The sequence below is a fragment of the Mastigocoleus testarum BC008 genome (assembly GCF_001456025.1).
Taxonomy (GTDB): Bacteria; Cyanobacteriota; Cyanobacteriia; order Cyanobacteriales; family Nostocaceae; genus Mastigocoleus; species Mastigocoleus testarum.
Genome location: NZ_LMTZ01000096.1, coordinates 199024 through 211854 on the forward strand (window position 1 = coordinate 199024; position 12831 = coordinate 211854).

At 37.6% G+C, this 12831-nt stretch carries 11 protein-coding genes; 7 read left to right on the plus strand and 4 right to left on the minus strand.

Going from position 1 to position 12831, the window contains the following annotated elements:
• Positions 1-486: 486 nt before the first annotated feature.
• The 3 genes from BC008_RS20970 to BC008_RS20975 all read left to right on the plus strand — a co-directional run bounded on the left by BC008_RS20970 (position 487) and on the right by BC008_RS20975 (position 4386).
• Entirely contained in the window at positions 487-1617 is a 1131-nt protein-coding gene (locus BC008_RS20970; protein ID WP_235595902.1) for an IS4 family transposase, read from the plus strand.
• Between the two features lie 48 nt (positions 1618-1665).
• Positions 1666-1980 carry a hypothetical protein gene (locus tag BC008_RS45765; RefSeq protein WP_063800792.1) on the plus strand — a complete coding sequence of 105 codons (315 nt, stop codon included), beginning with the start codon at positions 1666-1668 and terminating at the stop codon, positions 1978-1980.
• Positions 1981-3042: 1062 nt separating this feature from the next.
• Entirely contained in the window at positions 3043-4386 is a 1344-nt protein-coding gene (locus tag BC008_RS20975) for a diguanylate cyclase domain-containing protein (protein ID WP_058183808.1), read from the plus strand.
• 412 nt (positions 4387-4798) lie between these two features.
• Here the strand turns inward: BC008_RS20975 and BC008_RS20980 are convergent, their stop codons facing one another.
• On the minus strand, positions 4799-5521 hold the full coding sequence (locus BC008_RS20980; protein ID WP_027841503.1) for a rubrerythrin family protein: 723 nt from the start codon (positions 5519-5521) through the stop codon (positions 4799-4801).
• A 457-nt stretch (positions 5522-5978) separates the two neighbouring features.
• Between BC008_RS20980 and BC008_RS20985 the strand changes: the two genes are divergently transcribed.
• Positions 5979-6884: a serine/threonine protein kinase gene (locus tag BC008_RS20985; protein ID WP_058183809.1), complete on the plus strand. Its 906-nt coding sequence runs from the start codon at positions 5979-5981 to the stop codon at positions 6882-6884.
• Positions 6885-6975: 91 nt separating this feature from the next.
• Here BC008_RS20985 and BC008_RS20990 read toward each other — a convergent pair whose 3' ends face one another.
• Both BC008_RS20990 and pgeF read right to left on the minus strand, forming a co-directional pair.
• Positions 6976-7239: a TIGR03643 family protein gene (locus BC008_RS20990; RefSeq protein WP_268768241.1), complete on the minus strand. Its 264-nt coding sequence runs from the start codon at positions 7237-7239 to the stop codon at positions 6976-6978.
• A gap of 150 nt (positions 7240-7389) precedes the next feature.
• The gene (gene pgeF, locus BC008_RS20995) at positions 7390-8232 is read right to left on the minus strand and encodes a peptidoglycan editing factor PgeF (protein ID WP_027841505.1); all 843 of its coding nucleotides are present in this window, start codon (positions 8230-8232) and stop codon (positions 7390-7392) included.
• A 74-nt stretch (positions 8233-8306) separates the two neighbouring features.
• On the opposite strand from pgeF, the gene BC008_RS21000 reads away from it, so the two are divergent.
• Together BC008_RS21000 and BC008_RS21005 are read left to right on the plus strand one after the other, a co-directional pair.
• A complete protein-coding gene (locus BC008_RS21000; RefSeq protein WP_027841506.1) occupies positions 8307-9131 on the plus strand; it encodes a biotin--[acetyl-CoA-carboxylase] ligase in 825 nt (274 codons plus the stop codon).
• Between the two features lie 135 nt (positions 9132-9266).
• Positions 9267-10931 carry a M23 family metallopeptidase gene (locus BC008_RS21005; RefSeq protein WP_027841507.1) on the plus strand — a complete coding sequence of 555 codons (1665 nt, stop codon included), beginning with the start codon at positions 9267-9269 and terminating at the stop codon, positions 10929-10931.
• A gap of 306 nt (positions 10932-11237) precedes the next feature.
• On the opposite strand, the gene BC008_RS21010 is transcribed toward BC008_RS21005, so the two are convergent.
• Entirely contained in the window at positions 11238-11918 is a 681-nt protein-coding gene (locus BC008_RS21010; RefSeq protein WP_027841508.1) for a riboflavin synthase, read from the minus strand.
• A 347-nt stretch (positions 11919-12265) separates the two neighbouring features.
• Here BC008_RS21010 and BC008_RS21015 point away from each other — a divergent pair, with 347 nt between their 5' ends.
• Positions 12266-12763: a bifunctional nuclease family protein gene (locus BC008_RS21015; RefSeq protein ID WP_027841509.1), complete on the plus strand. Its 498-nt coding sequence runs from the start codon at positions 12266-12268 to the stop codon at positions 12761-12763.
• The last annotated feature ends 68 nt before the right edge of the window (positions 12764-12831 follow it).

Below are 12831 nucleotides of genomic sequence, written 5' to 3' on the forward strand. Positions count from 1 at the left end.
GCTATCCGTGACCAACTTTGTTAGATGGAGTTCTGGACGAGACTTCCAGTTACCGTCATTTATCCCCGCTTCATCCGTTTGATAATCAGTCGCTCAGATGGGGGATACACTGTTATCTTGTCACCACAAGAGGTAGGAATTACACCTACATGAATAACAAGTTGTCAAGGTACAGATGGAATGTAAAACATTCCTTGTGTACGAATTGCCACCAATTCTTGAGTATTATTGCTCATTTCTGGCGAACGGGTCGCACCCGGTCTAAAGACACGGAGATTCTCGATTCAACGAGTCCACTTAGATTAGACCCCTTGCGGTATCCAAGCCAGAGGTGGTTCTCTCCTCAAGCGTTAACTTTCCGAGTGCCAGCCCTTTCAACGCGAACAAATGAACCAATAAATCAGATGTTGAAAACTGCTCCCAGTATAGGTTATTGGTGACTAATTGAATGTATCCTTGACAATATCAAGATCAAGGTGGTTAAAAATGCTATCCTCCGTTTTTGAGCAGTTTGGCAAAGAAAGTCCTGTAACCGTGATGGCACAAGTTTTAATGTCACGTATATTTGCTCCAGAACGAATAGATAGCTTATTTACAAAATATGCAACAGTTCAATATCAACAAGACTTATTATTTTCAAGTCAAGTAGATTTAATGAGTTTAGTTGTATGTGGAATTCAAAAATCAGTTCATTCAGCTTACAAGGCAAAAGCTGTGGACTTAAGTGTAAGTACAACAGCATTATATAAAAAGCTTTGTGGTATTGAGTTAGGTGTAAGTCAAGGATTATTGAGAGAAACAGCTAGAGATTTAATTGAGTTAGTTCAATTAATGGGTGGAGAACAAGCAAGTTTATTGCCAGGTTATCGATTAAAAATAGTGGATGGTACATGTCTTGCAGGTACTGACCATCGATTAAATGCAATTAGAAATTTTGCAGCGTCAGCACTACCAGGTAAAGCAATAGTAGTGCTAGAACAATGTTCAAAATTAGTAACAGATATTTTTCCCATTGAAGATGGTCATTCCCAAGAACGTTCATTGTTTGACTCGGTGCTTGAGCAAGTTAAATCACAAGATTTATGGTGTGGAGACAGGAATTTTTGTACAGCCAAGTTTTTATTTACAATCAAGGAGAAAAAAGCATTTTTTGTTATAAGGCAACATGGAGGCTTAGGATTTCGAGAACTAAGCGAATTAAAGCATTTGGGGTCAACACAAACGGGAGAGCTATTTGAACAGAAAGTAGAATTTTCCTATGATGGGAAAACTATAGAAGTTAGACGAGTAGTTCTAAAGTTATTTGTAGCAACGCGGGATAAAGAGTGGGAAATAGCTATTTTGACTAACTTACCATATGCTGTACCAGCAAATAAAATTACTCAAATATATCGCAATCGCTGGAGTTTAGAAAATCTTTTTCAAACAGTAACTGAAAATTTTAATGGTGAAATCCAGACTTTAGCATACCCAAAAGCTGCTTTATTTTCGTTTTCAATGGCCTTAGTTACATATAATATACTTGCAACTTTAAGAGGAGCCTTAGGAAGTGTACATGGAGTTGATAAAATAGAAGCTGGTTTATCAGATTTCTACTTAGGGCCTTCCAATAAATAAAATCTCCAACCGTCGCCTTTCTCCGAATGGAGAAAGGCGCAGCAGTCATTGGTTTTACCCAACATACCTTTAATACGGTTGGAGATTTTATTATTTGGTTCTCCCTTAGTTGATGAAATTCAAGGTACATATCGGGGGATGATGATTGCGATTCCATCGACCGAGTGGGAGCCACTTGTAACATTTTCTCTTGAACAAATAGCACAACTTCTACAACAACTAGCCTATAGTGTTAAACTCAAACGTTTTCTAAAGGCAAAAAGAGGACCAAAGAAACCGCGACCACCTTTAATTGTTGACAGTAAACATCGCCATGTTTCAACCGCGCGCCTTTTAAATAATTATCATAAAAATAAACAATAATTTGAGTGATAAACCACAATATATATTAAGCAGCAAGCTGGCTATTTATTAATCACTGAAATAGCTTTTAATCTCATGTTCATTTTTTGATAAATATCACACTTTTAGCTTATTCATTACCATTTTTTCATGAGGTGAACCTTCTCTTGATGGATATGCTAAATATATCCGCAAATCTCAACATTTTACACAGAAAAAAATCGCTAAAAAACAAATTTTTTTCGTGATTCCCAGCTTGACCTATCAAAAATAACTAACAGTTCATTTGTTCGCGTTGAAAGGGCTGCTTTCCGAGTGCCCCTCGGTAGTTGGATTACTCCAAAAATTTGTTTTACTTAAATTCTGTGTCGTCTAGATTCCATGAAGATTTTACCTATTCCTGGACAGAAACTAGAACTATGGAATAGAACCCCATATCTTCAATTGTCAAGGTACAGATTGCCGTTAGGCAGTTGGGTTTTTATACAGGTTGATTACCGTTCCTGTTTAAGTAATTATATCATTTCATGGCAGGATAAATCCTGCAATCAGCTTTAGTCTAACCACTCACTGAGCCGCGCTTAGCAGCGAACGTGAACATCCCTGGTTTAAAAACACAGGGTTTTCAGCATCTTTTTCATAAGAAATATTTATTCATTGCTAATTGCACAATGACTTTTGAGTAAATATTTCCTAAGTATTGGATATCAATAATCTTAACTTTATATTAGCTGAAGTATTTATTAATTTATACCTGTTGAGTTCTATATTAAATCACCAAGAATATAATGCTGATTTTCAGAATATTAATAACAAACTAAGAAAAATCTTACACAAGAAAGTCATTCTAACTATTATTTTTTTGAATTGAGTAACCTGATAACGACCTTGCTCAAAAAATAAATTGCAAAGCAAAAATGAAATAAAATTAATACTATATGTCTAATGATATGATTTGAATAGTTGAAAAATCAACTAACTTATCAGGGTGATGTTGAGATTGACAAGTGTCTAATTACTCATTCAAGTATCTACTTAGTAATAATAGTAAGATCTGAACCTTATCAAATCAATATTCTTAGCATGAAATCCCCCAAAATTCTCATTGTTGAGGACAAAAAAGTTCTATCTATTGGCATTAGAGAAAGTTTGCAAAAGCTAGGATATATAGTGCATGGGATTAATGATTCGGGAGAAAAAGCAATCAGAAAAGTAGCAGAAATTAATCCGAACTTAGTATTAATTGATATCTGCTGGAAGGAAAATATCGATGCATTAAAAACAGCAGGAATTATTCAGGAAAATTACCAAACACCAGTTTTATATTTAACAGATTATTCCGAATACATATTACCAAATGAGAGCAAATTGAAAGAACCTTTCACTTACATTACCAAGCCTTTTGCAGATAAAGACCTACACATTGCTGTAGAAATGGCACTATACAAGCATCAATTTGAACAGAAATTAGAACAAGAAAAGCAATGGTTGACAGCAATTATTAATAGTATAAATTCTGCTGTAGTAGTTACAGATATTAATGGCTGTATTCAAATTATGAACCCATTAGCACAAAAGCTAAGTGGTTATAAAATCGAAGAAGTAGTAGGTGAATATATAGGAAAAGTTTTAAATTTAGTAAATGAAGATAACGAAAAAATTATTACAAATCTGGTCGCACAAGTAGTATCTGAAGGCGAAGTCGTCAACTTACCTGAAAACTGTACTTTGATCGCCAAAGATGGGAAAAAGATATTTGTAGCTGATAGTATTTCACCGATTTATCTTCAGAATATATCGTCTAAGAGTGAAGATAAGGGAAAGATTACGGGAACAGTTTTAGCTTTTCAAGACATTACTGAGCGCAAAGATACTGAAGCGCAACTTACCCGCAATGCTTTTTATGACTCACTTACAGGATTACCTAATCGAGTATTATTTTCCGACAGACTCAGTCAAGCATTTGAACGTAGCAAGCGTCATAATGACTACTTCTTTGCAATTTTATTTTTAGACTTAGATGGTTTTAAAGATATTAACGATGATTTTGGACATGCGATGGGAGATACTTTTCTAATTGCGATCGCTCGTCGTTTAGAATCATGCTTGCGTAGTGGAGATACAGTAGCACGATTGGGAGGTGACGAGTTCGTAGTGCTACTAGAAGAGATAAAAGACATTAGCGATGCAACTAATATTACTCAGCGCATCCAAAAAACCTTAAAAACACCACTTTATTTGAATGGACGCACAGTAATTGCAACAGCTAGCATTGGAATTGCAATTAGTAGCAGCCACTACCAACAACCAGAAAATTTATTGCGAGATGCTGATATTGCCATGTATCAGGCAAAAAGAGAAGGAAAAGCTAAGTACGCCATATACAACAGTAAGATGAATCTAGTCGAACGAAGTACGTATAATTAAGTACCAAGTAAATCAAGCATTAAGTAAACTGTTAATTATTGTTAGTTTTAATAAAAATCTAGTACTTTCTCTGGACAGCTTAATCTGTTGAGTATTTAAAATAAAGATGCTAGCGTTCCCTCATGCGCCTAAAGTGGAGAATACTCCCATGATCAAACCAAGAGTTAGACGCAAACTACCACAATGTAATCGTTGTCGGTTCTATACAGGCAACCCTTTTTCTTTTTGTCTCGTTCTCGCTAAAGGTCCAGAGGATAGATTTTGTCCCTACTATGCACCAGAGCCCCTTGATTTTGAGAAAAATTTTAATACTAATTAAATTAAATCTTTAAAAATCCTCCGATTTCAATCAAGCTAATTTCAATCAAACTAATTAGCGTAACCTCAAGTCACGCTAATATGCTCGATCGCCTTATGCTGCGGACGCTGCAGCTGCTTCTTCATAAGGCACAAACATTTTCTTTTGTGCGCCACAAATAGGACAATGCCAATCCTCCGGAATATCCTCAAAGGGTGTTCCTAGTGCAATTCCTGAATCTGGATCGCCCTCAACAGGGTTATATATCATCGAACACTGACGACAAATCCATTTTTGAGTTGCTGGATCTTCATCAGCTTTTTTCTCTACTGGCGACTCACCATTAAGTGTATTAAGTGCTTCCGTGTATTGACGGGCATGATGATTTTCAATGTGCGTTAATAGACCAAAGTTATGTACTGCTTTACTGAATATTTGAGCGTGCTCTTTCGACTCAGCTTCTTGTGCTTTAAATTCTTCCACAGCTCCAGCATCGCGATCGCTACGAGCCTGTTCGGTAAAACCTGGGTACATAGTTGCATATTCGTAGGTTTCACCTTCGATCGCCAATTCTAGACAGCGAGCTGCAATTTTTTTCTTGTCTTCTTCACTTAACGAATCCAAATTATCTACTACTAATTCTGGGTGCATCAAACGAAAGTGAGCGAAGGCATGCTCTGTTTCTTGATTAGCTGTTTCCTTAAATAGCTTGGAAAGTTCCTTCATTCCTAACTTACGGGTGACTTCGGCAAAAAATAAATACTTCCGGTTTGCCATCGACTCACCACCAAAAGCTTCCTCTAAATTTTTGACAGTATTGGAATTCGATAAATCCATAGTTCTCTCTCTTTAAGAAGGATAAAGCGTAGTCGTTACAACTGTGAGTATGTCACAAGTCGATAACTTAATATCTTGAGTCAAACACTGGAGTGTATCAGGTAATAATCAATCTAAAGGCATATGTCAATATAAGTTTCAATTTTGCTGAATCAGTATTTATATCCTTGTAGCTATCTAAAAATACTACTTACACACAATTCTGTATTCTTTGCTTTTGGGAAAACTCGCAACAATAAGAGCAGTTTTTCAAGTCTGGTGACACATCTTTCCATAAAAGGATCGTATTTCGAAACGGGAAAAATATCTGAGGTGATAGCTACCAAAAGCAAAACAAGAACCTAGGAATTAGATACGTCACCAGTTCGATCTGTATTGGATTCAGTTTGAAAATGTGTAGTTATTGTCAAAAAAAAGCTTGTAGCAACTAAAAAAGAAACATGACAGGGCTAGAATCATGATCGACGTATATCATAACAACTTTTATCGAGAAATTCTGCAAAAACGCTACGAGATTTTACAGGTATTGGGTAGGAAACCTCAAAGAAAGACATTACTAGCCTACGATATAAAAATAAGAAAGCTAGTAGTTATTAAGTTATTAACATTGAATGATGAGTTTATTGGTGAAGATTTAAGATTATTTGAAAGCGAAGTTCAAGTCTTGAAAGAACTCAAACATCCAGGAATTCCTCATTATATTGATCGTTTTGAATTTTCTTATGATGACGGGAAAGGCTATGCCCTAGTTCAAAGCTACATGCCAGGTAGGTCGCTAGCAGAATATTTACAATGGAAAGGAAAATTTACAGAAAAAGAAATTAAAATAATCGCCAAATCATTATTAGAAATACTAATTTATCTACATGAACAACTGCCATCTATAATTCACCGAGATATAAAACCCAGTAACATTATTTTGGCAGACCGTCCGTACCTAATTGATTTTGGTTGCGCCCAGACCCTGCAAACTAGATACGACGATATACTTCCGATAGTAGGAACTTGTGGTTATATGTCTCCAGAACAATTAAATGGTGCAGCAACCACAGCTTCTGACCTTTACAGTTTAGGAGCAACATTAATTACATTATCCACAGGTATTCAACCAACTAAATTACCTCGGCAAAAAATGCGAATAGAATTTGAGCATTTCGTTAAACTTAGTTCTGGCTTAGTTAATTGGTTGCAATGGATGACTGAAACTAATTTAAAAAGGCGAACGCCATCTGCAGAGGTTGCTTTAGAAGCTTTGAAAACAGGTAAAATCGCGAATAATAAATTATTTATGGTCAATCTTTACAACCAAAAGAGTAATGTAACTTCATTTTGCGGTGCGATGTGGAATAACATTTTTTACTAACAATTTAGTTTGTGGTTAACACCACACTCTTAACGGCTACAGTTATCAGTTAATATTTACAAATTAATAATTACCAGTTTCCAGTTACCACTTATGTCTTTTGATTATCAGACTTAAATCTACCTTCTATAAAACCGCGCTTGTCTAAATGTTTTGTTTTACGTCCACTAACCCGCTTGCGCCACATCCGAAAACTAGATGCTTTCATCTCACGACGCATAATGCTAATTACATCTTTTTCTTTTAAACCGTACTGGGTTTCAATAGCTTCAAATGGGGTTCTGTCTTCCCACGCCATTTCAATAATACGGTCAATTGTTTCAGAACTTAATTGGGGCAATTTTTCCACACTCAAAAACTGATATTAAATTACAAACTACAAAATAATCAAAAAATCGTAGAAATAAATTATTTATTGTCAGACAAAATCATGGTTGGCAGCCAACATTGATACAGTTAACCGTCAACCAATAAAAGTCATATATTAATAATTATGCACTAATTCTCAAGGACTAATAATTCCCGACCACTGAACTTTTTTTTCTTTAGCTCGACGATAGGAAAAGAAATGCTTGGGGGTTTGATAAGTACAGTACGGTGCAATGGCGATTTGTTCCGTACCTATGCCCAATTGTTCCATCTGTAGTGCGTTAACTCGGCGCACATCTAATCGAATTTTACCTGCTTCTGGATCGGGAAGTAAGGGAGAATTTGGGATTTTTTGCACAGCACGAACGATCGCACTTTCTTGTTCTTGGGATAATATTTTTTGCGATCCTGAAACTTGGGATTCTAAAGATAGGGGTGCTATACTGGCTCCCACTCGCGCTGCAACATCCAGGGAAACTTGATAAACCTCACCTGCGATCGCTGGTCCCATTGCAATTCGTAGGTCGGAAATCTTACTACCCTTTTCTTGCATGCGGGCGATTGCTTGGGGAACAATTTTTTGTGCAGTACCGCGCCATCCGGCATGAGCAGCAGCCACTTGACCGGTCTTTTGGTCTGCTATCAGTACAGGGGTACAATCAGCTGAGGCTACCCAAAGTGCCTGTTGAGAGTTGTCACTAAGGAGTCCATCTCCCATTGCTAAGACTGTATTTGCTTGCTCATCAATTTCTTTGCCAGTTTTCAAGCGATGTTCGATTTCTGTTGGCGACAAAACAGTATTGCCATGTACCTGTTTTAAGCGATAGACTGATGTACCTGGCGTTAGTGCCTTTGTCATTTCCGATAGCGGGCGAGACCAAAAATGTTGAGTCAAAAAGCCATGTGCTGCTATGGGCTCGAGCAAACTACAAGTCAAATAAGGCAACCCTTCCCAATCGCGCCAGTGCCAAGTGTGCATTTTAACCAAACCTAAAGAAAAATAAAAATAGCCAATTTATGCTAACTCGAACAAGTTATTTTGGGTAAATTGCTGTGGAATTTAATCGGCAAAAGCTAGAATTAGCCCTGGAAGAAAGGCGAAATTATACTAATATATTTTCTTCTATACATATTTTTGATACCGTATCTTCTACTAATACCACTGCCTGGGAATTACTCAAACAAGGTATAAAACCAGGATTTGCAGTTATCGCTACAACTCAAACTAGCGGGCGAGGACAATGGGGACGTCAATGGAATTCCCCGAAAGGTGGGTTGTATCTTTCAGCAGCTTTAAATTCCCATTTAGAAGTTAATCATGGCTATCAATTGACCCTTGCTAGTGCTTGGGGGATCGCCCAAGAGCTACAAGATTGTGGCATTTTTGTGGAGATTAAGTGGCCTAATGATTTAGTTTTAGATGGATATAAGCTCGGTGGGATCCTAACTGAAACTAAAGTAAAAAAAGCATTAATAACTCAAGCGGTAATCGGGGTTGGGATTAACTGGGAAAATCCAACTCCTGAAACTGGAATTAATCTCAAAACTTGGCAGACAAATCAAAACAACTCAAGTTTAAATAATTCAAGTTTTGTCAGCCTGGAAGAATTAGCCGCGAAAATTATCCAGGGGATAGAATTCGGCATACGTTGCCTTGAACAAGAAGGAGTAGATATATTATTGTCTCGCTATGTTCGGCTACTGGTAAATATAGGTGAGAAAGTATATGTAAATAATAATCCTGGAACAATTATTGGTGTAAATCCATCTGGCAGCCTTCATGTTCGCATGGAATCTTCTAATTCTGAATCAGTAACAACACCCTATATTGACCTTCAGCCCGGTACAATCAGTTTGGGCTACCGTAAAACCTCTTAATTATTCTTATTAATTGAATCCTCTAATTCAAAATTTTTAATTCAAGATTGTTAATCAAAAATTTTAAAATTTTGATTAGAGAATAAACCGAGAACATCTGATTAAGTAAACCTTCAGACAATTACAGTGAAAAATATGACGCAGCGCCATAACTCTGCCGATGAAAAATTACATAAACCATCCCAGGAAAGCCAAAACGTCAACCAAAACGGTAATATGAAACGTTTGGTAACAACACTACCTGCTCGTGGTTTATGTTGGTTGGGAAGCTTTAGTCTTCTTAGTAGTGGTTTGGTATTTGCACAGACTGAGTCTTCTATTGACAACATAGTACCTACAGTCGCATCTTCCCAACCCACATCTCAAAAAACAAAATCTCAGCTACAGGTTGGGTTATCACAGCAGCGAGCTTCGCTCAGAGAACGGCTCAGAAAAGCAAAAGCTAGTAATGCAAAACCTGCAAGTAAAATTCAATCACAGAAAAAATCGGGTGCATCAGCTTTAGGTGCGCGTCAAGCAAAACCAAAAGTAAAAGTGACGGCTAACAACAGCACTAATAATCCCGTCATAATTAAAACTCGAGAATCCAAAAATCAAAAATCTCAACCTCAAATTTCTGCCAGTCAGAAAAAACCTAAAGCAACCAACTTAAACTCTTCTGTTGCTCCTAAAACAATCAAAAAACTTACTAATTCCGCCGCAGCTAACAATACTGTAAGAAACTCTGTTCCCAAAGCAAGGGATTACAACAACGCCTATATCGATCCGACAGATTACAATTCTCAAATAACCTCTAAGTATAAAGCACCTAGCTCCGTAGTTCTTAAAGAACGCCGAACTGGTTGTGAAGCAGTATTGTCAAGAAGTAAAAAGCTTGCAAGTAATTACTGTCAGCAATTAGTCAGAATAGCTGGGAATTCTAAAAGTAAGAATCCGCGCAAACCTGTTCCAAGCTGGATGAAAAAAGGTCAAACCCTAAATTTAGCAAATATTTCATCCATTCGACGTTCTGGGAAAGGTTTGAGAAAAAATAGATCGTCAGCAAGTCGCCGATTTTCTCAACGATTAGCTGGAGTCAATTTGAATGCTAGACGGGTTAGCAGCACCACAAAAAATATTCTCAACCCAAATCGTTTTATTCCCAGCCCTAACAATTTTCTACCAAGTGGGCAGAATACAATTGTAAGTTCCAGTCCCATTGCACCTTCTGGTGGAGCTTTACCATCACCATTAACAGCATTAAAGCAGGTACCCCGAGCAACAACACTTGCTTACAACATTCCTCTGGCTTCCGTACTACCACGAATTGGTTATCGCCCTGCAATTGCTTATGGCGGTAATGGAATGGCATTTCCTTTAACAATTCCGGCACGAATTTCTTCCATGTTTGGTTGGCGACAGCATCCAATTGCAGGCGTTCAACGCTTCCACTCGGGGATTGACCTAGCTGCAGCTATGGGTACGCCAATTATTGCAGTAGAATCCGGTCGGGTAGAAACTGCTAACTGGCTTGGTGGTTATGGTTTAACTGCTGTATTGAAGCACAATGATCGCCAAAAAACCCTTTACGGTCACATGTCTGAGATATTGGTTCAACCTGGTCAAGTGGTAGAAAAAGGAGCTGTAATTGGAAGAGTTGGTAGTACTGGTAACTCTACTGGTCCTCACCTACATTTCGAGGTTCGCCAGCTAACCAGTTCTGGTTGGGTTGCTGTGGATCCTGGTATGGAGTTAAATTCTTCCCTCGCACAGCTAACTCGGAGCTTACAAACAGCCCAAGTATATCAACCAGAAAAATAGTTCAATTACCGACTATTTGAGACCAATCTGATACAAGTCTAAACACCTGTCATTTCCGTAGAATAATATTTGTGAATTTTGGTAATGGGTGCAAGCGCCTAAGTTGAGCCTAAACGGCAGAGCTTTTGTCAAATTTTGCCCTGCCATTTAGGTCTAAACTGCTCTGGAGAATATTCTTCCTTATGTTTGAGTAATATGTCTTACGGGAAAAACTTCCATAGTAAGCTTGCTAACCGCTAACACCAATTACCAATAAAGTAGTCAGTCGGCGACCGTCTCCTCTTAAAATCAACTAATTTATACATGCTATAAATACCCATGCTCTGCGAGAAACACTGGTGTTATTTGTTTTTCTTCAGAGTCAGAAGTCGTGGGATAATCCACTTTCCCGTTGGTAATAAATTTCTCCACATATTTGCCTAGAATATCCCCTTCCAAATTTACCCAGCTTCCGGGGACCAAATGGCACAGATTTGTTTCAACATAGGTGATAGGAATAACTGCGACTTTCAACAGTGCATCATCAGGTTGGTATTGGGCAACTGTGAGACTTATCCCATTTATAGCAATACTACCTTTCGGAACCAGATAATGTGCGATCGCATGGGGAACACTAAAGGTCATTTCCCACGAAGTTGCTGTTTTCGAAGCTTGGACTAATCGACCAATACCATCTACATGTCCCATGACGAAATGTCCGCCAATCTTGCTACCAACACGCAAAGAAGTTTCTAAATTCACGGAAATTTGTAATGTTTCTTCTTTACCTAGGGTTGTGCGTTGCAAGGTTTCTGGTGAAGCTGTAACGATAAAACCATCCGGCAAAATTGTTTCTACACTCAAACAAACTCCATTGACTGCTACACTATCGCCAAAAGCTAAATCTTGCATAATGGGAGCAGAGGCACCATCAATACAATTAATTTGCCAATAATTTCCTTCTAGAGGTCTTATGGTTCCCAATGCTTGAATCAATCCAGTGAACACGGCTAAATTGCAACACTAAGTTTATTTATCTCTTAATTTTGACTGAAATAGCTGATATTTATTTTAAAATTTTGCAAACAAAAGTATAATTTTTAACTTCTGATTATATGAAGACGTCAACACATTTACTCTCAAATCAAGGCATACTTGGTTAAGGAGATAATTATTAAAACAGATGAATGTAATTTACTCTGGTATTCGCAACAATTTGGGAGTTTAATAGAAGCAATTATAAAAAATCATCACCTATTAATGACCTATGTTTACAGTTTTACGAAAATTTCCAGGTTATACGTATCATTTATTACTTTTCTGTTAATGCTCAAAAGATCTTAGAGGCTTAGCCAATGATTGAAATGAAAGTCGCTGGTATAGCATTGGATGCCATTACTCGTAGCCCTATAGTGCTACTAAAAGATGCATCCGAACGCCGTGCCTTACCAATTTTTATTGGTCAGGAGCAAGCAAGGGCTATTATGGGTCCATTAGAAGACCATAAACCGCCTAGACCTTTAACTCACGATTTAATGGTGGGTATTCTCAAAGCTTTTGACCTCACCTTAGAACGGATAATCATCCACTCTTTGCAAAATGATACTTTTTATGCATCTTTAATTTTGCAACAAGGAGAAACCAAAAAAGAGATTGACGCTCGTCCTAGTGATGCGATCGCAATTGCACTGCGTACCAATTCCCCAATCTGGGTAATGGAAGAAGTGATTGCTGATGCTTCCATACCTGTGGATAGAGACGCAGATGAAGCCGAACAAGAAGCTTTCCGTGAGTTTGTATCTGAACTACGTCCGGAGGATTTGATTAAGCGTTTTGGAAAAAATGAATCTTGATAGATTCTAAAAAGTTATAAGTTTGCTGAGGACAATGACGAGCGGACTGGAAAATTTTCTAGTTGCGA